This window comes from Fibrobacter sp. (assembly GCA_012523595.1).
Lineage (GTDB): Bacteria > Fibrobacterota > Chitinivibrionia > Chitinivibrionales > Chitinispirillaceae > JAAYIG01.
Genome location: JAAYIG010000105.1, coordinates 57,866 through 83,572 on the forward strand (window position 1 = coordinate 57,866; position 25,707 = coordinate 83,572).

Consider the following 25,707-nt stretch of genomic DNA (forward strand, 5'->3'; position numbering starts at 1 on the left):
AACATTCTAGCTGAAAATGTTCAATGATGTAGTTGGATCAAAAAGATGAACCTTCCGCCCATCAACAAAAACTTTCATCTTCCTCTCTGGAATCACCTCCTCATCACGGACTATCAGAAAACGGACTACCGCCCCACTGACATTCCGTCCTATTACAAGATACTTATCTCCAAGGTTTTCAACCAATTCTACCATAAGCTCTATCTCGGTATCCGTATGCCTCCTGCTGTCTCTGTGCTTAGAAAAATATACACTCTGAGGCCTTATTCCTGCCTTCACCTTCCTCCCCGCAAGATCCTTCAACCTTGAATACCTCTCCTTATCAAGCTTTAATATTCCAATATCGGTCATTACTCCTAACCCATCCTCCTCAGCTTGTATCACTCCATCAAAAAAGTTAATCTGAGGGCTGCCGATGAATTCGGCAGTAAAAATATTGGATGGTGAATCATACAGAGCGGTTGGTGAATCATACTGCACAGTACGGCCGTTGTTTATAAGAGCAATCCTCTCGCTCATACTCATGGCCTCAACCTGATTATGCGTAACATAAATAATTGTTTTTCCCACATGCCTGTGAATGCGCTTAAGTTCCTCTATCGCAGTCTCCCTCAAAGCCGCATCAAGATTACTCAGCGGCTCATCAAGCAGCAGGACATCAGGATCAAGGACAAGAGCTCTGGCCAGGGCCACCCTCTGCCGCTGACCACCGGAAATCTCCCTTGGAAGCCTGTCCTCCAGCCCTTTAAGATGCAGAAAACCAGTGACCCATTTCAACTTCTGCTGCATCTTCACTTGAGAAGCTCCGTTTAACTGTAAACCAAATAGAATATTCCTGCGGACAGTCATGTGTGGAAATAAGGCATAACTTTGAAATACCATAGCTATCCTGCGTTTCTGGGCAGGAATCGCATTGTATCTCTTTCCATCAACCAGAAGCTCTCCGCTGTCTATACTCTCCAGTCCCGCAATCATTCTAAGAAGAGTAGTCTTTCCACATCCGGACGGCCCCAGTAAAGTCACAAACTCACCATCCCTGACACTTAAATCAAGGTTATCGATTATAGTGCTGTTACCGAATTTCTTGGAAAGAGAGCGCAGAATAACATCAGCCATTATTTTTCCTCTATTTCACAGATCCTGTGGAAATACCTGCAATCATATAGCGCTGCACCATTAAACTGAAAATTATAACAGGCACACTTAAACAAACAGATATCGCAGCCAGTAGATTCTGGGGTTCTGCGTATTTAATTCCATTAAGATATAAAGTCAGGGTAAAGATCTCCTGATTCCCAAGCATAAGAAAATAAGCAAATATAAACTCATCCCAGGAAAGCAGAAACGTATAAATAGCCGCTGCCGCAAGCCCCGGGATTGCCAAAGGAAGCAGTATTCTGAAAAAAGTCTGTCCAGTGCCAGCACCCATCACCCAGGCCTGCTGCTCCAGGTCTGCAGGTATGGATTCAAATGCCCCTATCCCGATAAAAATCACATAGGGAAGCGCCAGCAGAGTATGGGCAAGAATCACTCCCCAGTATGTCTGATGAGCACCAATATGTATGAAAAATTCGACAACTGGAATAACAGACGCGATGTCGGGAAAAAGGCGGACTGAAATAATACCCAGGAGAAGTAATTTCCTTCCCGGAATCCTGTATCTGCCGAGAATATATGCGGCTGGAACACCGAGAATCAAAGAGAGAACCACTGTAGAAAAGGCTACAATTACACTGTTGAGCAGAACCTGATAAAAATGATGATCTCTAAAAAGGTAAAGAAATGCCTGCATCGTAGGCTCAAAAGGCCACCAGGGAATCGGCTCTCCTCCGGTATTTATACTTTTTATATCGCTGATTGAATACTTTACAAGTAAATATACCGGTCCTGCCACAATCAGCACGGCAAGAATAATTCCTGTAGCCCAGATCATTTTTTTCCCGGATGTCATCGGCATCCGCTTTGGTGTCACAGAAATCATAACTATCCGCGCCTCAAGAGAACCTTCTGCAGCAGTTCCATTACCTTCAACAGAACCAATGTGGTAACTACAATACAGATCACCATCACAATAGCCACAGTCGCAGCTCTATTTGAATTCCCCAGTTCATTATAGAAAAAATCGATAAGAGTTCCAAGCAGATTATACCGGCCCGCCAGCACAAAGGGGAAGATAAACTCTTTCCACATCTCCACCGACCGCAGCAGCACAACAGCCGATATAGATGGAATAATAAGCGGAATGACAATCGTAAATACCCTTTTAAACAGCGAAGCACCCATTGTCTTTGCAGCATCAAATAACTCCGGATCGATACTATTAAGCCCCGTAAGCAGAATAAGCATGGAAATGGGCATATCCCTCCAGATTTTCCCCATCAGGGAAATTCCCAGGGAAAAAAGCTGCGATCCCCTCCAGTTAATCGGTTCACTGATTATTGCCGGAAGTGACCAGTAGTTCCCAGCCAGAAGATGGTTGATATGACCACCGGGAAAATCAAACAGTATGTAAAGCAGCATCGCTGTAACAAGAGCAGGAATAGCCAGAGGAATCAGAAATATGCTTCTTACAACTCCCCGCATCGTAAAACTCTGGTAAAGCATGAACGCAAACAGCAAACCCGCCAGAAGTTCAAGAGGTGTGCCCACCACAGTAAATAAAAGTGTATTCAGAAGTGCACTCTGAAACCGGGAATCAGCAAAAAGATCCAGGAAAGGTTGTATCGATGGAAATTCTACACCAGCAGCGGGATCTGAAAGGCTCAGCCCCAGAAGATATACAAATACAATAAGCTGAAACCCTGTAAGATAAAGCGTGGCCGGTAACAATGGCCACGCTTTTTTGACAAATTCAAAGAATCTCTTTACAGGAGAAGAAAGCATCCAATCATTCCGGATAGTCTTCCCCCAGGACTTTCTTCTGCTTTTCCAGATAATCGCTTGCAAGTCTCATCTTCATCGTCGAGAAATTCATCTGTTCATCCTCAGTTTCCTTGAACTCGACACATAGCCCATACCATGCATCGATGAGATTCTGGCTGAGCTCAGCATATCCCTTGACAAGAGGAACTGTCGTAAGCTCGTTTATCCCAATCTGCTGGATAGAGGTCTTGAAAATCTCACCTACCCAGCCCTGATCAAACACTTCGGGAAGGTTATTTATGATATCCTTTCTTACAGGTACCATACCGAAACGCGAACACTCTTTTGCCTGGTTCTCCTTGCTTGTAATAAACCTTGCCAAAGCATAACCAAGTTTCGCGTTTGGACTGGTTTTAGGCACACCCCACCACCACCCACCGGTGGAAATGGACCTGGTGCCCTCGTAAACCGGCTTCCCGGAATCATCGAGTTCAAACGCAGTCGCCTTTGGAACTATCGACAACCCCATATCATCCTCCTCCGGAAGATAACTGGGCATTGATGGATCATCTTTCCAGCCGTGAATCAAAAACACATCTATCTGCTGCATCAGAGCCAGGAATATTTTTCCATCTTTGATCGCTGTATAAATATTCGCACCCTTCCAGGGATCCTGCCACATTCCCGGATTATACAAATTATTCCTGATAAAAACTCTTTCCCACAGGAAAGTCTCAACTGTCTTATCTGAAGTTAATCTGAGAATATCCTCGCGTGAAGCACCCAGTTGAAGTGATTTGTCAACAAGATCCAGAGCTGTACCGGCGTATCTGGCCCCGCGATGAGCCATCCTGCCCATCTTGACACCATTATACTCCTCATTGGCCCAGATCGACCCTGCCACATACAAATCATAAAAATCCCAATGACCCGGATCACTTTCCAGCACATATTCTGCAGGAAGTCCATACCCATTCTGCTTTTTAAGTTCTGCATCGATCCGCTTACGGTGTGATTCAAACTTGCTTACCGCTTCAGCCACCTTCGATTTTCTGTAGAAAAGAATCCTGGTCTCCAGTTTCCGGGGAATGTAATAAGGTTTTCCGTTGAAATATCCCAGGCCAGATGCTAACTGGTGGTACTCAGCAAGATCCTGAAGCACCTGATCGGAATCGGAAATGGAAAAAAGGTCTTTCATGTAACCCTTTGTTACAAGAACCCTGGTCATCTCAAAAGGAGTCTTTACCAGAGAAATAGTGGGCTTTTTCTTCGATTCCTCCAGTTTGAGAAAACGCTCAATATCCCATTCATTAACAAAGGTCGCAAGCGACACCTTACAGTTATTCTTCTTTTCAAACTCCGGGATTATCTGCTCCCTGAAAAATCTCTCCTGGGACGGCATCATCCTTAAAAGAACACTGATTTCTTTCTTTTCTCCCTGCTGTGAGCATCCAGCCACAATAGCCATCAGGAAAAAAACGGCTGTCAATTTAAACACACATCGGAACCTCATCAGGAATCCTCCCTTCGGGATATAAAGTATGCTAATATCTCAACTTGCTTGATCATTAAGTATAAGTTAAATACCAGGTATCTATCAACTTTCTACCTCTATTCAGAAAGCAGTCCAGCCTTCTTGATCTCTACCATCTCCTCTCCGCTTTTTCTCAGCCTCTCACTAAGCACCTCAAGCAGACTGTAACCAATATCAGGAATCTCCAGAAGCAGCTTTTTAAACTGTCCCCTCTTTATGACATATAATTCACATCTCTCATTGGCAATCGCACTCGCAGAGCGGGTAGCCTGGGTAAACAATCCTATCTCTCCGTACGTCTCACCCTCTCTGACCGTTGCCAAAACCGTTTTCACCGCCCCATCATTCTTGACTACCCTCAAGCTCCCTTTTTTCACCAGATAAAGATGATCGGAGATCTGGCCCTGAGCAGAAATCACAGATCCTTTCTCAAATACCTCCTCCTGTGTTATTTCTGCCAGCTTCAGAAGCTTTTCTGCATTTACGTTTTTAAACAAGGAACTCTTCTTGAAAATCAGCACTCTTTCCAGGTACTCAAATGCCAGAATCTTCTTGCTGTCGGACTTATAACGACTCTCAATTAATTCCCTTGCAGCAATAGAAACCTGAGGACTCGAATCATCAACAAGCACTCTCAGCGCCTCCTCAATAGCCGGATCAACAGGTCTGCCTCCATAAACAAGCCAGTAAGTGTAAAGTCCACAAAAACACAGCCACCTGTTGTCTGAATTGATAAAATACAATAATCCCTTATTCGCTGTTTCATCTTTAAAATGGAAATAATTCTTTCCAGTTTTGCTTATATGTTCCCAGGATTCAAATTTCAGCAGGGGAAGAACCAATGACCCAATACGCTGGTAGGAACTGCTTTCAATTATCTCTATCAGATCAAATCTCTGCTCACGCTCCCTGATATCAATATCATTATGCCTCCAGGACAGTACCCCCTTCTTATCAAGTAAAATCATTGCATTTACAGCCCACTCGCAAAAACGGATCAGGTTTTCCCTTATCGCTCCATCTAAAACACTTGTTGCTCCCCCGATTTTAACAGATTTCCTGAAATAATTCCATACAAAACAATCCCGGTAAATGCTCTCAATCTCAGCAGTAATCCAGCTCTGAATTGTATTGGAAATATCTGCCGAAATTGACCAGGCCTTGCCGGAAGAACGGATTGAATCAGCTATAAGCCTCAAACACCTGACAATCTCAAAAAACATCCGCCTGTTTGAGACTTGTGGCAGAAAGCCAATAAGGGTATCCCAAAGTGGAGCACCAATAGCATCAATTATCTCTCCGGTAATTGCTATGCGCTCCCGGCCCAGATCCTGCACCTTCTGCAGCGCCCGGTAACGGATTGTCGGGGCACCGGACCTCAGTATGATTTCAATGCTTTTTCTGAATACCTGAAGCGAACTGGATGTCAGGTTATCAACCAGCACTTCTCCCCAATCAGGCGGCTTGAGCAGTCCAATCAGATATAATCCCGCAGAACGCCTGTTTGGGTTTGTACTTTCAAGCAGTCCCCCCAGAAAAGATCTTACATTTTCCCGGTCACGGGGATCCCCTCCATTCCACAGAAAACAAGCCGCCTCAATCTGTACCCTTATACTGTTTTCAAAAAGCAACTGTCTGATAAGAGGCTTGAGATGTCGTTTCCAGTTGCAATTCATCCTGTTGAGTGAGTATATGGCATTTGCGCGTATTCTCAACTCCGGCTCTTTTAAAAGCCTCTCCATGAAGAACCTGGTTTTATAAGAAAAAAACCGCTCCATTGAACGTGAAATCAATTGCTTGATTTCAAGATCATTTTCTGAATCATATATTTTAACCAGTTCATCAAACGCTTCAGAAGTTCCTGATGCTGCGATAAGTTTTACAGATACCATACGCATATCTGCTTCTTCGGATCCGGAATAATCCCGTATCAAAGGCCAGAGCCGCTCGCTGTCATATCCGTCTAACTGACGGAATATTTCCTCTGAATCAAGAGCAGATCCTCTTGATGGAATCAGAGATCCGCTGTAGGTACGGCGGATACTTGTCACTGTGAACAACAGAACTATGCCACAAATGGAAATCAGTATCAGAACAAGATCTGTATTGCCGCCAATCAAAATCAGAATCAAACCGCTTGCAATTATCGACAGTGGCTTTACAAATCCATCCAGCAGTGTTTTGGCACGTCCACGTTTCTCCTTTTCTATGGCTGCAAAGAACATCTGGTAAATCGGTGAGAATGCATTTTCAAATGCCACATGCCTGAAAAACTGCACAACCACAAACACTGAAAAAAAGGATCTCCCGGGGTCTGCCTTATAAACAATCAAAAGAATTACTGCACCCGCAGCAAGCACCATCGGTAGAGCATAGAGAATACGTGAAAAGCCCAGCCTCGATATCATACCTGGAAGCACAAACAACAAACCCGCCAGGGTGAGAAGTGCATGAATCAGATAAAATGAGAACTGAAAGGATGCTATGGAGGAAGATGTATTAAACCAGATATGGCACTTGTTCCAGAACAGATAATCTATTGAGAAAACCGCCAGAAAAATAAAAAAGTAAAGAACAGCTATCAATCTGACCAGCTTCGATGTCAGAACATTTTCTACATTCTCAAGTATTCCCGCTGAAGTGCTTTCATGAATCTCCTCCGGGATAATGAGTCTGCGGCTGAATCGCTTTCTTGCTCTGACCGCGAAAAGCCATGCTGCTGCATAAGATATGGTCCATACTACAAGAACCAGCTCAACAGGAGCAACTTCAATCAATACCCTTCCCAGGCAAGCACCCGTTAATCCACCGGCAAAACCCCATGCAGATATTACAGGAAAGGCCTTTTTAGATTCACTTGTTGTGAATATGTCGTTAGACAGAGTCCAGAATGTGAGAAAGAGAGTGGTTTTTGAGAGATAGGAAAATGGATAAAGTATAAGAAGAACATTTTTATCCCACACTCCCCCGGTGCTCAGAGATACTGTCAGAAGGACCAGTATTGAAAAAAGGATCGCTGTGCTTGACAGGAGCTGAACCGAAAGCATTTTTCCGCGTTCTACTCTGTCAATATTATTAAAGAATAGAAGCGGGAGACCCAGAAGCAGAACACCATTAATCAGGTATAATTTACTTAGGACTCTGGAGCCTGCTGAGGAAACTATAAGAGAGATGGAAACGGTTTCACCAACTACCGCTCCACAAAATATAAACGCTAGCAGAAATGCCGGGACAGCATAATTACCTGATCGAAATATTTTCATTTGCAGAAGAATAAAATAAAAAAAAGGCAGAAACCGTTTCCGGTTTCTGCCTCAGGAAGATTCGATTTCAGCTTAGAAGCTGTAAGTAGCACTTACTCGGTTGAACAGATGGTGCTGAGGAGCACTGAAGAGATTGGTAAAAGTATATGCGAGATCTTCTGCAGCCACAAAATCTATGCGCAGTCTGTTCTCGACATTGATACCGAATCCCAAACCCACAAGATCATTATCGGAATCAATGATACTGCTTTTCGGTTTTGTAAATGTAGGATTCTCTTCAAGATATCCCTTGTTTGCTCCCTCGGTAACATAGAGAAGCTGTTTCTGTCCACCAACCCTTATGACCAACCAGTCCCAGAAAATGTTGCGTTCGATACCAAAGCTGATCCTTCCGCCAACATGCTCTCTGGCTGAAAGGTTAGAAGAATCTTTCTGTCCATAGAGAAATTCAAGTCCGCTCCAGAAAAAACCCTTATCGATGTTAAGGTTAAGCCCGATACCGGCAGCGATATCAAGTTTGAAAATTTTGTTCCTGTCAAGTTCAAGCATCTCTGCCTTAATATGAGGAACAAAATCTCCATTCAGAGCTGCGAGTGCAGAAAACAGACGAAGTTCAATTTTACCAAAATAATCATGATCAGCAAACTTTTTCTGGATTCCTGCGCTGTCTCCAATAGCTGTAATAGTACCACCAGTCAGAGAAACTTCAAGGTCCATAGACTTTGCAACGGGCCAGTTAATCCCCAGATTTCCCTTGTAAACTGATGTTTCCTGGAGATCACCATCAATTTCCTGCTTCTGCAGAGCTATGTAGGCACCGATACCCAGCATCCCGCCATTTTCAAGAACGTACCCGCCAAGAAGATCAATTCTCCCCAGAGGTTCAAGAATCTTATACCCGCTGTTTCCACCCAGATATTTGGAATTCCCTTTCAATACATAATCAAGCATCTCATCACGTCTGTTGAACACGGCGCCAAGCGAAAGCATCGGGTACTGGCTTCCACCCTCAGTGTTCTGGTTAAGAGAGTAGGAGATAATAGCTCCAAAAAAGGGATCTACGGCATCACGGTTGTATTTATTCATTGCAGCAAGATTCCCTAAAGAGCCTTCAAGAGAATCATCAGGCATGAACCAGCCAAATGAACCATAAACCATGTTGGGATAAATGTTGATGTTCGCAGGGTTTCTAAACACACTTACTTCATCCATAAAGAATGCATCATGCCTCCCCATGGAGACTACCCGTGCGTCCGTAGCATAACTGCCGACAAAAATCCCGGCTACCAGTATGCCCATCAGCGCCTTTCTCATATCGAATCCTCCCATTTAAAAAGCCTCAAAACGGTATCGAAGCACGCAGGTTAAAGGTTTACCGGGAACGCAGATGCGCCTCAGGCGAGGCGCATTTTACTGAATTCCCAATCTCGAATAAATTGAATACTAACATATCTTTGAAAAATATGCAAGTATTTTATTGCGAAAATACAAACGGATACACAACCTCTGTTACATCACCCGGTTTGTCGATTTTCTCGAATACCCATCTTTTGATTTTGTCAACCACGATGGTTTCCAGTTCGGAATCTCCCATTGTAGACTCCACAACCGAGGCAAAGATTACTTTTCCGAATTCGTCAATCGCGAACTTGACAGTGATTTTTCCCTTCAATCCGGGCTTTTCACGCAGACGCTTGTTATATGCATAACGTAAAGCAGCAATGTTCTGCATCACCACCCTCATTATGCTTGCCTTGCTTCTGCCTCCGGTAAGTGCACCACCCTTCAGGAACTCAGGAGCGGAAATCTTCAGCGACCCTCTCTTCTTGAGATCGAGACCGCCACCACCATCTCCACCCATCAGACCTCCTATAAGGTCATCGATACCACCGGAACCACTTCCTCCAAATCCGCTACCGTAACCTGCACCGTATCCGATACCGGCAACACCTTTACGACCGACACCACCGCTCCCTCCTGACTTCAATCCGCCAACACCCTGCAGAATCGCATCGATATCAGTGGCGAATCCACCTTTACCGAAGATATCTGCAGAGGCGACAGATTTACCCTTGATCTGTCCGGAGATAATACCAAGCACACCTTTGTGGGTTACACGGGCACGGGGATCTCCTCCACCACCCTGCATACCACCGGCTCCCTTGCTCTTGCTTGGTTTGAGCTTCTTTTTATCAGTCTTTATCTCTTCCTCTTTCTTCTTTTCCTCTTCCTTCTTCTTCTGATCTAACGTAGCAGGTATAGCATCTTTTACCAGCTTTGCAACCCGCTCCTCAGGAATCTTTTCGAAGAAATCGGTAGCGACAGTGACGATTTCCCGGGTACTTAGAAAGATCCCGGTAAGGATAGCCAGAATCATTGCGATCATCTCCATATTCCTGAGCCTGGTGTCCCGGTCAAGAATGAAAATATCCGCTCTTTCCCTTATCTTCTGTGCATACTCCTCGTCAGAAAGAAGCCTTCCTTCTTCTTCCTCGTCATCGTCATCATCTCTGACCGGTTTAGCAACCTGTTGAGGTACAGGTGCAACTCCGCCGCCAATAGCAACCAGTTCCACCTCAGCACCAACAGCTTCGAACTGCCCCTTCAACCTCAAGGCTTCTTCCCTCTCGGCTTCTTTCCGGATGCATACAGGCTTCTGAGTGATCACATTGTAAACCACATCAGCCGTGCTCCCGGACCAGCGGGCAATTTCTTCAGCAATACGACTGGCTGTCTGAGGGTCACCGCACTTTTTAATAAGTACCTTGTATTTCACGGTTACTCATCCCTTTCCATAACTGCGAAGTTCATGTTATTGTAACCGACCTTTCCGCAGGTATTCATAATCTTGAACAGGCAATCGAAATCCATATTTTTATCTACCTGAATAACGATTTTTCCCTGGACAGAATTAAGTGCCCCCAGACGGACCATCTCTTCTTCCTGCGCATAGCAGGCCTTCAACTTTTCCTCCAGCTTTCCAACAACAGGATCAGGATCATCAAAAGGAATCTTCCTGACATCGTCTGTTGGAACGATGGGCAAGTTGTCCACCAGGACCATATCATTGGTAACCGCACACTGCAGGTTTACCTCCTGAGGCTTCTTCTTGGATTCCGAGTTTGGAAGAACCAGGTTATCCGCATTGGTAAGAAGACTTCCCTCAGCGGAAAAGCTCTTCAAAAGGAACACAAGAATAATGGTGAACATGTCCATCATGGAGGTGATATTTAAATCAGAACTCCTTTTAACTTTTCTTGATCGTCTTGCCATATCAACCTCTCAGTTTTGCGATGGATATGTTCGGAAATTCCGCAGCCCGCGCTTTATCCATGATCTGTACGATCTTATCGTACATAACCTCGTTTTCAGCAGCGATAATGATATCATCAGCATCTTCTGCCTCACGATAACGCTCCTTAATCTTCATAAGACGATTCTGGAGTTCATCGTATGCCGAAAGGGGCCTCGACTCAAACTCAGCAGGATCATTGACAACAATAACCCTTCTGGGATTTGTCAATGCATATACGGTATCACCAACATTTACCTTCTCAATTGGCTCACCGGATGAGTTAGTGACCATCTCTCCATGCTTAGTGTAGAGACGATTCAGAATATTCCGGTTCTCATCACAGGTGTGAAGATAAATGTCATAGCGTTCGTAAATCTGCATATCCCTGCCGGTTTTTGGATGCTTGGGGGTCTCTCCAGGATGGAATTCAACCGTAAACTCGGTCTGATCGTCTTTGGCGACGTACCGATGAAATTCACGGTAGAAAAGACTGGGCATAAAACCGCCTTTGGCACCAAGGGTCACAACGGAATCAGTGATAATAGCTGTAAGCAGGAGCTTGTTGCTCTTATCCTCTGTAGGCTGTTGTGTCACCGCTTGTTTCGTCTGAGATCCTCTCGCTTCCGGCAATTTGATATCAATAATTGCTACCTTCGCGAACTCGGCTGACACCAGCAGCATTGGAATCAACACCACCATGAGATTCATGAATGGCTTCAGATCCATGTCACTGCTGGCCATTACACTTTTCTTTCTTCTAGCCATAGTTCTTGACCTCTAACGATTGATTATTCTTCGACAAGGTTAATGAGTTTTGCAGTTTTTTCATCCATTTCTTCAACCAGCTTGTCAGCTTTGTTAGCCAGAATACCGTGTACAAGAAGTGTCGGAATAGCTACAAGCAGACCCCACAGAGTGGTTGACATAGCAACGGAAATTCCGGTTGCCAGCGCCTGAGCTCTCTGTGCTGCCGGAACATTAGCGATAGCGTCGAAAGCGATCATCAGTCCATAAATTGTTCCCATCAGTCCAAGCAGAGTAGCAAGGTTGGCAAGAGTGGGGAAAAACGGAATATTTCTGGTGATCTTCGGAGCTTCTGTCAAGAAAACCTCATCTACTGATTTCTGAACTGCCTTGGAGCCTTTCCCACGATTCTGAAGAATCGCTGCAACGCTCTTGGCCAGAGGAGTAACAACAGATGTGGAATACTTGATGGCTTTTTCATAGTCACCGGCTTTCAGATATTTGGAGATACTGGCCATGAAAGTGCCGCTTCCGGTACCACACTTAAAATAGAGATACCAAACTCTTTCAGCTACCATACCAAGGATACCAAATCCCACAAACAGAATAGCCCACATGGCGAAACTTCCGGGAGAAACGAATCCATCGATAATGAACTTGAACAGCATTTGAAACTCATTCATCAGGAACTCCTTTCATAAAAATGAACGTACAATAAAGATAAAAAGTTACATTATTTCCTTATTAAAAAACAGGTCTTCCGCTCCTTTCTTTTCATATTACATACCTATCTGCCCCTTCAATTCGTTAATTCTCTCTTCTTCCAGAACGATATTGCGTTTTGCATCCATTTCAATTCTGTTAAGCTGCTTGATCTTTTCTTCAACAGGAATCTGCATTCTCATGATATTCTGGATACGACGCATGCTGCTCTCAAACTGCTCATCCCTGGGTCCACCCTGGCTGCTGGCCAATGCACCACCTGAACCAGCCTTTGCAGAAGAACCGCCTGCGACCTGAGACTGTGGAACCTGTTTGGGTGTCCATTCGGTAATCACAACATTGAGAGCTTCTGAAGATGGATTAATTTCTCTGATACGCTCTCTTATCTTCTCTAACCACTGGCTGTTTGCAATACCCAGTTCTTTTGCAGCTTGAATACCATCTTCATATTTAGGCAGAGCGGCATCCATCGCCTCCAGCTTTTTCTCTTCAAGCAGTTGACGATATGCCTCTTTTTCTTCTTCCGACAGACCTTTAGGAATAGGGGCACTGGCAAACTCAATACCCACCTGTTCCATTATCTGACCACGCTTGAACATCATCTCTGTAAAGCGATCGATGGATTTTTCTACATACTCACCCTTAATATTCTGAGTATGAGCCCAGTCGATATTCTTAAAGAAGTACTCCTGTGCCTTTTCATAGTACTTATCAAGGCTTGACAAAATCTTAATCTTCGAAGCTATCTTCTGTTCAGTCGTCCCGAACAGAGTCTGGTTAGCGACCGCTTCAGCCATGTCGACAAAACCCATACCGATCATATAGGTAGCCCTTACAGTCCAGTCCGCGACACCAAGCTCAATAGCCTTTGCATACTGCTTTGCCGGCTCTTCCAGGGCTTTGGTTTTGTTTTTTATCAGATCCTTCATCGATCTTTCGTTCTTAGCATTCAGTTTGATTTTGGTAAATTCCTGATAGCTTATCTCTCCCAGTTTGAAATAGGACTGAGCGATCGCACCAACATCGATATCAGCCTCTTTCTTGAACTTTTCATAAACCGATGTCGCCATCAGGTAATTTTTCTGTGCATCTGCGAACTTGCTCATCTTAAAATAGGCATCCCCCGCCTTTACAAGTGCCTGCACCTGCTTGTACCTGTCATTGGCGTATTTCTGAGCGTATTCTGTAAACACCCGCGCCATGTCATCGCTCTGCTCCATCTTTTCATAGCAGAGTCCTATAGAGAAAAATGCCTCAGCCGAATACTCAGATTCGGGGAAACGCTTTGAGAGAATGTCGTAGACATTGATAGCATTTGAGTAGAACTTTCCTTTTTCAAAGATAAGACCCGCATTATAGAGCGCCAGAGGAGTCTTTGGATCATTAGAATAACGTTCGTAGATCATTTCGAACATTTTTCCTGCCATATCAAACTGGTTGATCTTCTGATAGCACTCAGATGCTGATGACAAGCTGGGGATCGCAAATTCAGCCTTGGTTATGTTGTTTGCGGCTGTCTGATAGACCTGTGCAGCCTTTTCATACTTTTCAACTTTTTTATAGTTTTCTGCGGCTCTGAGATAAGCTTTTTCCCTTAATTTGGATTTGGGGAATTTGACTGCCATCTCCTCAAATGAGGAAGCAGCTACCTCATAGTTCTTGCTTTCCTCATAACAGACACCAGCTTCAAACCACCCCACATCGGCGACTTTACTGGTTGAAAATTCGTTGTAGATGGCCTTGAAAGCATCGGCAGCACCCATCAGGTCGCCACTTTTCTTTATGCCTTCAGCCCTCTTATACATGGCTCCAGCAGCCAGGTCCATCACCTCTGTATATTCTGGTGTATTAGATGCCTGCTTAGAGAGTAACTGACGATAAATTCCCATAGCCTGATCAAACTGGCCTGCATTTGAATAGCTATTAGCCAGCATTCGCATCGATTTGTCTGTAACCTTGGAATCCGGATAACTATCGGAAACCTGTTTAAAGACCCTTATGGCATTATCGTAGGATTTGGCTGTATAGTGGATATTACCGGCAAGATAGAGCACATCAGCAGCATTGGAACTCTTTGGGAACCTGGCCTGAAATTTTTCGGTGTATTCCAGCAGTTTCTTTGTTTCAGGAAGAGCATAAGCCTGCTCATCGGATACACCACTCTTGGCCATGGACTTCTTACGGCAATTGTCAAGAGCAACAATAACGTTGTAGCCGGCGTCTTCCTGAGAAATCACCACCGGGCCCTTGTCTGCCTTTTGCTTCATCTTCTCGACTTCTGTCTGATCCATTCCCAGTGTATCAAACTCGGCTTTGTACTCAGGATAGGTCTTTAAATCCTGCATTGCCACGAAATCGTAGTTTTCCGCAGCTTTCTGACAGTCGCCCATGGCACTGTAGATTTCAGCTATATTGTACTTGAATTCGTAAATCTTCCATTTGTCATCGGGAAATTTCTCGAAGTACTCATTGTAGCGCTTGAGAGCCTTTTCAAATGCAGACTTGTCCTTTTTTTTCTGGGCAAGAGCATGGAAATAGATAGCTATATGACCCAATGCCCTTTTAACTTCATTTCTGGACTGTTCAATAACAGCCAATTCTTTACTGTTGATTTTATACCATTCGCTGTTTGGACCGTAGTCATCAACCAGTCTTTCACGTTCACTGTTGGCCTTTTCATGCTCTTTTTTAACAACATAACATTCGATGAGAGCCTGGCGTGCAGTGGGAGCCTCTTTGTAATTCGGGAATCTCTTCAAAGCAGTTGTCAAAGCTCCGATAGCAGCATCAAACTGTCCATGGGACCTGTTCTTTAAACCGATAGTATAAAGGACATAGTCTTCATAGGGCTTTTTCCCGACTTTTTTGAAAAAGCTTATGGCTTCCTGCGCACCGTTTTCCATATCGGAGAAGGAGATGGCCATAAATTCAAGAGCCATGCTCCTGAATTCACGCTTGGGATACAGACCTGCATCGCACTTCTCGACATAGGTGTGGAAAAGGTTTACCGCTTTATCGAGTTCGCCCATGTTATAATAGACTTCCGCCTTACGGTAGTGAACCATTTCCCAGTTCTGAAGATCGATCTCATTTTCCTTTATTTTCTCCAGATGTTTTATAGCACAGGAATGATCGTTGTCCAGATAGCAGAGATCAGAGAGACGGAAATGCGCTCCTGATGCCCTGGGGCTTCCCGGAAATTTTTCTACTATTTTTGTAAAAACATCTTTTGTTCTGTCAAGATCACCCATCAGAAGGTAAATATTTCCCATCTGGTAATAAGCTTCACTGAGCTTGGGAAAATCAGGATATTCTGCTGCGAGTCTTTCATACATAGAAAGCGCCTTGGAGTAATCCGGGACAGGGTTTTCCGGTTCCGGTCCACGTGGGTTGCGCTCGTATTCACTCATAGCCCGCTCATAGTCTTCACGAGCCTTAACGTAGTTATCACGTCCCTGGTCATAGTAGAGACCGCCGAGAGTATAGATTACGTCCGCACAGCGTTCAGACTTCTTTACAGTGCAATTGGAAAGAAGTTTTTCATAACGGGCAACAATCTCTTCGAGACTCTTACCTACCGGCTTTGATTTTGTTGTCTTGACTTCAGCTTCCTTGCGAAGTTTGGCCCTTTCTGCTTCCAGCTTCTTGATTTTTTCAAGGATCTCTTCCCGCTTGTTGGCAGCAGCATCAGAGGTGCCGGTGAAGACAACCATCACTGCGGAAAGGATTACAATGACATACAAGCTTAACCGATGATTTCTACGCATTATAACTTCTCTCCTTCTTTCTGAACACAAAGCTACTCCTCTATTTTTTCTAACTGTTTCTGGAGTTTCTCCAGTTCCTGGTCAATTTTTCCTTCTTCTTTTTCCTGCTCCTGGATAATCTGAGCCTCTTTCTTAGCCCCGATAATTTTGGTGGCCTTTGCAAGTGCATAATCAGCATCAGCCAGGATCTCTTCCTGTCTCTTGAAGAATTTCTTATGAGAATTTGCAAGAAGACTGTATCTGAAAAAGTCCTTATTTTCCTTCGCAAACCCCTCAAACTCTTTCTGCAGTGCCGGTCTTTCCTCAAGAGTCTTGTTTGTCGGCTTACGCAGTGCGTTTTTCTTGATCAAATCAGCAGTAGTGGCAAAATGAGTTGTATACTCTTCGAACAGTGCTTTTCTCTTAGCCAAGTCTTCATCGGTGATAAAAGGCCGATTACATGTGGCAATACACTGTTCCAGAGCAGAAACCGCTTCCTGGTGCCTCTTTAAAAGCATCAAAGAATAACCTTTCACCAGAAAAGCTTCGGGTACCAGAGGAGACTCCGGGAAACTCGAAATAAGTTTTTCAATTGTCTTCAGAGCAACATTGGGCTGGTTCACCTTAATCCACGCCCATGCGGTCCCAAGCAGTGCCTCATCCTGATAAGGAGAACCATCAGGTACTCTCTGGTAAGCCTCAACAGCAAGACGCAGCTTGTCACCCATTTCGAAATACAAGTGCCCCAGCTTTGTGTTTGCGGCATCCTGCAGAAGCTGATCAGCTACTTCCTGAGTAGTATCCTGGACAATATTTGTCAGATTCTGCACAGCCGCCTGCTCCTTGTCATCCTCAATATTAATGATAGAAAGAGTGTACTGCGCATAGAGATAATTGGGATCACCCGGAGCAATGCTGCTGAGAAGCTGTTCAGCGACATTGTAGTTTTTACGCTGAAAATGTATTTGTCCTGCAAGATAATCGGCATCAGGACGAATATCGCTCTCCCCATACAGGTTGATAATAAACGCATGGTTCTTGAGAGCCTCCTCGTAATTTTCTTCCCGGTAATCAAGACTCTGTAAACCATAAAGATACTTTGAACGCATTTCTGAAGTTGTGTATTCCTCCAAAGCTTCTTTGTATACCTGGCGAGCGATGTCGTTCATATACAGGAACCGGTATGAATTACCCAGATACCAGGTTGCTTTGTCGTTGAGATGAAAGTTGGGAAAAAGAGAGAGTACTTTTCCAAACGCAAATGAGGCTTCCCAGTATTTTCCCGCCAAGTAAAGCCGCATGGCTTCATTATAAGCATCCATGGGAGCCAGAATAAGCTCATCATAGAGACGCTTTGATTCACGCTGTTCGCGGGTTGGACCGAAGTCGGTTGACACTTTGAAAGCAACGGTAAATCCTCTCTCGTCCCGTTTATCTCCATTCTTCATCAAAGATTCAATAAAACTGTAACCAAAATCAGCATCCACGTTTAAATAATTTATCATTTCCGGGAGAGGATAGATAAGATTATAGTTGAAACCGAGGTAGGGAATATTATTATTTGTCCATCCGGCCTTGATCCAGAGCTGAGGGATAAACATATATTTGAGATGCACTCCCAGACGGTACTCAATCGGAATCGCTCCATCGAGAGTACCGGAATCATTTTTAAGCCCCTTGAACATATTTTTGTAGCTGGGAATAATGCTTTCATAAAGCTGTCCCAGCAAGTTATCAATAAGGACCTCCACATCTCCGACCAGGTTGTCATTGAATGCGGCGTACCTGATTCCAGCCCTGAAACGGTTAATGGTGATTTCCGGATCATTTGACATATCCCACTTGACCTGTGTAGGCAGCAGATCCTGAACACTGAGGCTTATACCCAGATCCCCGAACCTGTAATGGTCCAGAGGATTGAGATAAATTCCCAGATCGAGACCAGGAATATGAGACACAGACATATTTCCATACTGATTTTGGATTCTGAGTTTGACATTTGTCCCCAACATCAGCCATGGAAGAACTCTTACGCCATAGTTACCGATAGCCCAGAGATCCTGGAAACTGACTGCCCCCAGATCAATCGGATTATTTCCCGGTCCATCAACTGTTTTTTCAACGATACCTCTGGAGAAGAGAAGAGTTAAACCCAGAGTGTGGTTTTTCCGGATAGGAAAAAGAGCCCCGAAATGCTGATACCCCATCGATTCATTGAACCATGACCAGCGATAAACGCCAAATATATCGATATGCATCTGATTGACCCTGTAAAGCAGGGCGGGGTTTACCAGTGCAGAAGTCCATTCAGAGAGATTTTCTGTAAAATCGGCCTGAAAGTAGGGAGCGTCATACCCTCCGGAAGCATCGCCCCTGGCAAGATTACCTGCGCCGAAAAGCATCAACACCAGGCATAACTTGACTACAGATGGTGCATAAATGGAATGATACCTCACAGTTTACCAGCCTCCCCAAAAGGTTTATTTAAGCGGAACAACCTCAACCCGCCTGTTTTTGGCCCTTCCCTCAGCTTCTGTATTGGGAGCAACGGGTCTTTCCTCACCATATCCTCTGGCAACTATCCTATCCGCACTGATACCTCTCATGACAAGATACTCCATCACAGATTTCGCCCTGTCATAAGAGAGAGCCAGATTGTAATCATTTGACCCCTGATCATCAGTATGCCCCCCAATCTCAATTCTCACATTGGGATATGCTTCCAGACTGTTGAAGACCTGTTCGAGAACATAATATGATTCTTCCAGCAACTCTGCGCTGGCAGTCTTAAAATTGACTCCACGAAGAATGAGAGTCTGTTTTATCTCCTGCGGTTTCTCATCAGGACAACCATCATCATCTTTGTAACCATTGACGGTTTCAGGATTGTTGGGACAGGCATCGTCTACGTCAGGAATACCGTCTTTATCGTTATCGTTGTCCGGGCACCCATCAGTATCCTGGAATCCATCACGGTCTTCCGGCTGATTCGGGCATTGATCCTGAGCATCGTAAATACCATCATTGTCATTATCGTAGTCAGGACATCCGTCTATATCCTCGAATCCGTCAAGATCTTCTGCCACCTCCGGGCACTGATCGACATCATCGGGTATCCCATCCCCATCCTTGTCAGTATCTAATGTTGCCACCATCTGCTCTGTGATCAGACCGATGTCGGTTCCATTCTCACCGGTTCCTTTACAAGGCGATACAGATTTGACGAAGTAATTGTATTCAGGATGACCGGGAGAGACAAAGATCGGTTCTTTGGAGATATTGCTCTGGTGCACAACGGCTGTGCCATTAAAGGGGAGGCGGTTATTGTAGATATTGTTGTTGATAATCCTGGTTTTCCGAGCATCCGGAGCAATGAAAATTCCGTACTGCTTATTTCCCGACATGATGTTGTTCCTGACCAGGACTTCAGTACGGTGGGCACAAAAAATCCCGCAATAGCCATTCTCAAGGATAACATTGTGATCAATAGATGTCCTGGTTCCTCTTGAGGATTCCAGAAAGATGCCGGTCCATTCATTTCTGTAAATCACATTATTATTAATATCGGGCAATGATATAAGAGCATGAATTCCGGCTCCCTTGTTGTCAACGATAAGGTTGCGTTTAATAATCGGGCGGGTGTTTTTACAGAGTACTCCTGTTGTCCCATTGCGAATTGTAAAACCGGTGATTGTCGCTCCATCAGCTCCGGTCACGCAAGGCCCGATTCTTCTGCCATCGATAACAGTACGCACCATGTCCTGACCCATTAAAACCACATTGTCGGGAAGGGCGATGTTTTCGTAGTAAATACCTTTGCTTACATAAACGGTATCCCCTTCATCCGCCTCTCCCAATGCAGCATGAATAGTCGGGAAATCGTGGGGGACCACAATTTTCCTTCCCGCCTGGGAAACAGTTACAGCTATCAGTAGAGCATACGTTAAAAAAAGAGACTTTTTATTCATAGGACCCGTTTTTTAAGGGCTTAAATTGTGCGCAGAAAGAGCATTGACCCCATCGCAGTATACTGAGGGGTAGGAACAAAAATATCTCTGCCCATGTATGGCGTCAAGTTTCTCTCCCCCCTGAACTAAACTCTGGGTCATCTCCGAATCTATTCTAAAAAAGTATATCGCTTTCATAAATGCAAGAAGTTTTTGACAATATCGACTCTCCTTATCCGGTGAAAGTCCTTTATCGCCAATTTATCCCATGTTGTATCTTAATTGCATAAAACATTCTTTTCAGGGAACAGACTCCCGGATTTCCTATAATATACCAAAAAAATTGGAAAAGTAATATGTTAACACCAATGTACATTCCAGTAAAGGGTTTTCTATTATCCATTCTCCTAATCTGCTGTTCAAATTCCTGGGGTTTTGGCAAGAACAAGGTTCAATACGAAAACTTGAAATGGAAAGTTATATCAACCCCCCATTTTGAAATTTACCACCATCAGGAAAAAGGGGATCTCGCCCAGATCTCCCAAAAATTTATTGAAAATGCTTACAAAAAGCTCCAGAACCAGTTTATCTTCGACCGCAAAGAGCGCTTGCCTTTGATTCTTTATGGAACTCCGGACCTCTTTTCTCAAACAAATATAATAACAGAAATTCTGCCTGAGGATGTAGGGGGATTTACGGAGCTCTTTAAAACAAGAATCGCAATTCCATTCAACGGCTCATATAACGAACTAAGACATGTTCTTCATCATGAACTTGCCCATGCCTTCGTGCTTGGAATTATTTATGACCAAAAAGGCAGCAATTTTCTGTTCAACAGAGTACAAGTCCCATTCTGGTTCATGGAGGGGAGTGCTGAATTTCTCTCCAGCGGATGGGACATCGAAGCAGATATGTTCATGATGGATCAGACAATCAACTCCTTTGTACCCCTGCCTGGCCCGGCACTCGATGGCTATCTGGCTTACAAGGGAGGACAATCATTTCTATTCTTCCTCTCCTCAAGCCGGGGGCAGGAAGCTTTCGGAAAATTTCTGCACGAATTCCGCAGGACCAGATCCGTTGAAAACTCAACTAGAAAGATTTACGGCAAACCGGTGGAGGAATTGGGTAAAGAGTGGGTACAGGAATTAAAGCGCATTTACTGGCCAGAAATCGGCAGAAGAATTTCTCCTTCCAGAAACGCCATTGCAATCACTTCACATCTGGAAACAAGAGACCATTACAATTTACACCCAAGAATATCTCCGGATGGCAGTAAAATTGCCTTTTTCAGCGACAGAAAAGATTTCACCAACATCCTGATCACAGATCGCAAAGGAAAAATCCTTCAGCGAATAAGCCAGAACGGATATGGCGGTTATTTCGAATCGTTTCACCCCTTCAGAAGCGGAATGTGCTGGTCACCGGACGGTTCAAAACTGGCATTTGTAACCAAAAGCGGGGGCAGGGATGAAATACGAATCGTGGGAGTAAATGAAAAAAAACTGCTAAAGAAAATCAGTGCTTCAGCAACAAGCCTCTCAGATCCGGACTGGTCCCGCTGCGGGAAGAAAATCGCATTTTCAGGGATCACTAATGATGGGAAAAGTGATCTTTTTGTATATGTTTTCGAAAACGATTCCATCACCCGCCTGACCAACAATATTCAACAAGAATCTGATCCACGCTTTTCTCCAGACGGAAAAAAGCTTCTCTTTTCCCTCCAGGACACATGCGGCTCAGCACATACCACAACTACCGCATTTAAGAAAGCTCCCTGCGAGCTGGCAGAAATCGACCTCCTCACAGGAGAACAGAAGATCCTGACCTCCACCCCCTGGAATGAAATACAACCCTGCTACTCTCCTGAAGGGGACCAAATAGCATTCATAAGTGATCGAAACGGGATAAACAACATCTACATCGCTCATGTGGACTCTCTTTCCGAAGCAAAACCGCTGACCGATTACATAGGCGGCTGCTCAAATCCGGACTGGTCCAGAGAGGGTGATGTAATTGTGTTCTCCCTTTTTCAGCAGCAGGGATGGGATATCTGGTCTATTGATAAACCATTGAGCAAACTGCGCAAAGACACCCTCTCCTGCACAAGGTTCGTAGAGGCGACATACAGTTCTACCCCCCTGTTTACACCTGTGGAGCTGAAACCCGACAGTTCAAAAAAGGAAATTACAGAGATATCATCCAGTGAGGAAAAAACCATTAATTCCGATTCATCTGCTCTCATTTCCGACACACTGAACATGATTGACAGTTTCGCAGTATCTGTAAACACGATGGATTCTACGGCTGGAGACAGTTCAAATACAGAGGAACAGGCAAATCTGCTGCCCAATCTCTCTGTTGATTCCATTAGTCAGGACAGTTCAGCAGCATCTTTGAACTCATTGGATTCTACTACAGACAGTTTAAATACAATGGAGCCTGTAAATCAACTTTCCACCCCCTCTGCTGACAGCTCCGGCCGGGACAGTTCCACTGTAGCGATCTCCTCCCCGAAACTCCCTTCCAGGCCATACCGTCTGAAGTTTACACCTGATCTGGTTACCCTGGGTGTGGGAGTCAGTACCTATTACAGCCCCGCCGGTCAATGGCTCCTGGCTTTCAGTGACATGTTGGGAGACCACAGAATCACCGTGGCAGGTGATATCCAGGGGAATTTCAATGATTACATCCACCTCTTTGCCTCTTACTATTACCTCCGGAATCGGCTTGACATCGGTTTAGGTGCATTTCTGAGTAAGGATTACAGCAACGCCAGTATTTTCGGAGATCATCTTTACCACGATACAGAAGCGGGAGGATTTCTGGTTTTGCAATACCCGTTTTCATTCTCCTCAAGAGTGGATCTTGAGATTTTCGCACGTCATATTAAACGCAGACCGGTAGGTTTCTCCGGCCCCACTATAAAGACGGCAGCTTTTCTTCCTACACTGTCCTATGTTTTTGATAATATCCTCTGGGGTCTCACCGGACCTCTAAATGGTACCAGAGCTGCGGCAAGTATAGTTGTTTCACCACCATTGAATTTTGTGGATGATCCCTTTGTTTCCATAGATGCCGACATAAGAAATTACCTGCATCTGGCAAAAAGATTTGTATGGGCTAACCGACTATTTCTGGGAGCGAGCTTCGGCATAACTGAGAAACAATCGGCCAAGCGATACATGTTGGGAGGAAACGAAAACTGGCTCCTATACCGTGTCAATCTCGATCAGTATGAGAAAAACCTCCCTGGAGCACTTTATTCCAGTTTCGTCACGCCATTCCGAGGATGGAACTACATAGATCTTTCCGGCACCAAAGTGGCTGTTCTCAATTCCGAATTCAGATTTCCCTTTATTCGTGAAATCTCTCTTGTCTGGCCTCTTCCAATACAGATCCGCTACATTAATGGTGCAGTTTTCACCGATATAGGAAATGCCTGGGATACAGGAGATCAGGTCAACGGGCTCCCCTTTCCAGATAAGATTTACGGAGGATTCGGGTTCGGGTTGCGTGCAAATCTGGGTATTTTCGTTCTGCGTTTCGACCGTGGATGGCCTACAGACTGGAAGAGTGATGTCGGTACACCGATAGACTACTTTTCAATGGGGGCTGAGTTTTAGCAGAATTCAGCTTGCCTTGAACCATGATTAATCCGATTAAGAATTAACAATGGATAAAGAAAATTTTCTCCTCGATGATTCATCGAATGACAAACGAGACAAAGCGGATTATATTGCCTTGAAATGCAAGGACTCTGTAATAATGGTTTGTACTATTCCCACTCTATAGTGGCCGGTGGTTTGTGAGTGATATCGTAGAAAATATCCCCGATACCCTTAATTGACGATACGCCTTTGACAATCGCCTCCAGAGTTTCATTTTTCAATGGTATAAATCTGGCAGTCATTGCCTCCCTGGACACAATCGGCCGTAACACAACACACTCATCACCGGATTCGTTTACCAGAGGAAGCAACACAACAGGCATCTGCCACACAGTATCATATTCTCCTGATTTTTGAAGCTGCCTGGTTACCAGATCGTCAACTGCACGCAGTTTCTCCAGACGGTCACGGGTAATATAGGCTGGAATCAAGCTGTATTTAAGTGTTTTCCCGGTCTTTATCCCATATACCACCCGGTTTATTGAACGAAAATTGTTGGTGATTTTCGTAGAAATGGCTTCAAGCAGTTTCCAGTCACAGGCACCAGTAAGAAGCGCCGGATGAGCATACGACCTCTCATCTCCCTGAACCCCCACGCTTTTTATGGGAATCACTGTCGCAGAGTAGTTATCACTTTCTACCAGTACTTGTAAATCCCTTGCCACATCTTCTGGTATTGTCTCCCCCCTGCCATCAGAGCACAAGACTCTGACTCCCAAACCGGGACCGGGGAAGGGGTGTCTCCAGATCAGATTCCCGGGTAATCCAAGCTTTTCGCCCAATTCCCGAACTTCATCTTTATAAAGCTGAGCAAGTGGCTCAATTACATGACCACGTTCTATAAGTTCAAGGATTAGATCGACACGGTTATGATGCGTTTTAATGCGATCAGCATGCTTTGTTCCGGCACTTTCAATAGTGTCAGGATAAATAGTACCCTGGGCAAGAATCCACTCATCGGTATTAAGGTTCAATTCACCGAAGGCTTTTTCCTTAACTTTCAGGAACATATTACCGATGATAGAGCGTTTCTCTTCCGGGTCCACTACGCCTGTAAGAGCCGTGAGGAAATCCTCTGTGGCATCGATAACCTTCAGATTGTCAAACCCATGCTCACGCATATACTCTATTACCGCATTGGATTCACAATGGCGCATAAGACCGTTGTCGATATGAAGCCCCAGGACTTTTGAACTTCCCAATACTCTGTTTAATAATGTAAAAGACACAGAGGAGTCGACACCTCCTGATACCAGGAGAAAGACTTTGCGATTCCCGCACACAGCGATAATCTTTTCGGAAATTTCATTTAAAAAGGTGTCACTGTTCCAGTCGCGTTTACAGCCACAGATATCGATGAAATTGCTCAGTACCTTCATACCATTCATGCTGTCGGTAACTTCCGGATGGAATTGAAGGCCGTAGAAGTTTCTGCTGTGGTCAGCTACTGCGGCAAAGGTGCATTCGGGTGTTGAGGCGAGAGTAATAAATCCCGTGGGGAGCATCTCCACCGAATCACCATGACTCATCCAGACCTGCTCTTCTTCCTGCAGTCCGCTGAAAAGAGGAGATTTTTCCCGGATATTTATCACTGCTTTTCCGTACTCTCTTCTCTGTCCTCTGCAAACTTTCCCACCCAGTTTTTTTGCAAGGAGCTGATGTCCGTAACAGAGTCCAAGCACCGGTATTTTCAGATCCAGGATAGCACCATCGAAACCAGGGCTCTGCTTGTCAAGTGTACTGAAGGGAGATCCTGAAAGAATTATCCCTCTGAAAGAGCCCAGTTCAGAAGCAGAGATATCGTTGGGCAGGATTTCGGAGTAAACCCTGAGCCTCCGTATCCGGTTAGCTATAAGATGAGCATACTGTCCACCAAAATCAAGCACTGCAATTTTTTCCATTAGTATTCCTTTTAAGGAAAG

Annotated in this window: 15 protein-coding genes; 1 reads left to right on the forward strand and 14 read right to left on the reverse strand. The window is 44.6% G+C overall.

Annotated features, from left to right (window positions below):
• Nucleotides 1-6 precede the first annotated feature (6 nt).
• The 13 genes from GX089_06935 to GX089_06995 form a co-directional block, all read right to left on the reverse strand.
• Entirely contained in the window at nucleotides 7-1,116 is a 1,110-nt protein-coding gene (locus tag GX089_06935) for an ABC transporter ATP-binding protein (GenBank protein NLP02211.1), read from the reverse strand.
• 10 nt (nucleotides 1,117-1,126) lie between these two features.
• Complete coding sequence (locus GX089_06940; GenBank protein ID NLP02212.1) at nucleotides 1,127-1,981, reverse strand: carbohydrate ABC transporter permease; 855 nt, start codon at nucleotides 1,979-1,981, stop codon at nucleotides 1,127-1,129.
• A 2-nt stretch (nucleotides 1,982-1,983) separates the two neighbouring features.
• Complete coding sequence (locus GX089_06945; protein NLP02213.1) at nucleotides 1,984-2,883, reverse strand: sugar ABC transporter permease; 900 nt, start codon at nucleotides 2,881-2,883, stop codon at nucleotides 1,984-1,986.
• A 4-nt stretch (nucleotides 2,884-2,887) separates the two neighbouring features.
• Nucleotides 2,888-4,375, reverse strand: coding sequence for a carbohydrate ABC transporter substrate-binding protein (locus tag GX089_06950; GenBank protein ID NLP02214.1), 1,488 nt, complete (start codon nucleotides 4,373-4,375; stop codon nucleotides 2,888-2,890).
• Between the two features lie 98 nt (nucleotides 4,376-4,473).
• Nucleotides 4,474-7,659 carry a cyclic nucleotide-binding domain-containing protein gene (locus tag GX089_06955; GenBank protein NLP02215.1) on the reverse strand — a complete coding sequence of 1,062 codons (3,186 nt, stop codon included), beginning with the start codon at nucleotides 7,657-7,659 and terminating at the stop codon, nucleotides 4,474-4,476.
• A 72-nt stretch (nucleotides 7,660-7,731) separates the two neighbouring features.
• On the reverse strand, nucleotides 7,732-8,973 hold the full coding sequence (locus GX089_06960) for a hypothetical protein (protein ID NLP02216.1): 1,242 nt from the start codon (nucleotides 8,971-8,973) through the stop codon (nucleotides 7,732-7,734).
• Between the two features lie 160 nt (nucleotides 8,974-9,133).
• Nucleotides 9,134-10,435, reverse strand: a complete 1,302-nt coding sequence (locus GX089_06965) for a TonB family protein (protein ID NLP02217.1) — start codon at nucleotides 10,433-10,435, stop codon at nucleotides 9,134-9,136.
• A gap of 2 nt (nucleotides 10,436-10,437) precedes the next feature.
• A complete protein-coding gene (locus GX089_06970; protein ID NLP02218.1) occupies nucleotides 10,438-10,932 on the reverse strand; it encodes a biopolymer transporter ExbD in 495 nt (164 codons plus the stop codon).
• A 1-nt stretch (nucleotide 10,933) separates the two neighbouring features.
• Nucleotides 10,934-11,719, reverse strand: coding sequence for a hypothetical protein (locus GX089_06975; GenBank protein ID NLP02219.1), 786 nt, complete (start codon nucleotides 11,717-11,719; stop codon nucleotides 10,934-10,936).
• A gap of 23 nt (nucleotides 11,720-11,742) precedes the next feature.
• Nucleotides 11,743-12,381, reverse strand: a complete 639-nt coding sequence (locus GX089_06980; protein NLP02220.1) for a MotA/TolQ/ExbB proton channel family protein — start codon at nucleotides 12,379-12,381, stop codon at nucleotides 11,743-11,745.
• A 96-nt stretch (nucleotides 12,382-12,477) separates the two neighbouring features.
• Nucleotides 12,478-16,188 (reverse strand): tetratricopeptide repeat protein, encoded by a 3,711-nt coding sequence (locus GX089_06985; protein NLP02221.1) that lies wholly within the window; start codon nucleotides 16,186-16,188, stop codon nucleotides 12,478-12,480.
• A gap of 32 nt (nucleotides 16,189-16,220) precedes the next feature.
• Nucleotides 16,221-18,623, reverse strand: a complete 2,403-nt coding sequence (locus tag GX089_06990; GenBank protein NLP02222.1) for a tetratricopeptide repeat protein — start codon at nucleotides 18,621-18,623, stop codon at nucleotides 16,221-16,223.
• 24 nt (nucleotides 18,624-18,647) lie between these two features.
• Nucleotides 18,648-20,135 carry an OmpA family protein gene (locus GX089_06995; GenBank protein NLP02223.1) on the reverse strand — a complete coding sequence of 496 codons (1,488 nt, stop codon included), beginning with the start codon at nucleotides 20,133-20,135 and terminating at the stop codon, nucleotides 18,648-18,650.
• A 443-nt stretch (nucleotides 20,136-20,578) separates the two neighbouring features.
• Between GX089_06995 and GX089_07000 the strand changes: the two genes are divergently transcribed.
• Nucleotides 20,579-23,740, forward strand: a complete 3,162-nt coding sequence (locus tag GX089_07000; GenBank protein ID NLP02224.1) for a BamA/TamA family outer membrane protein — start codon at nucleotides 20,579-20,581, stop codon at nucleotides 23,738-23,740.
• Between the two features lie 152 nt (nucleotides 23,741-23,892).
• Here the strand turns inward: GX089_07000 and guaA are convergent, their stop codons facing one another.
• Nucleotides 23,893-25,686 (reverse strand): glutamine-hydrolyzing GMP synthase, encoded by a 1,794-nt coding sequence (gene guaA / locus GX089_07005; GenBank protein NLP02225.1) that lies wholly within the window; start codon nucleotides 25,684-25,686, stop codon nucleotides 23,893-23,895.
• Between the last annotated feature and the right edge of the window lie 21 nt (nucleotides 25,687-25,707).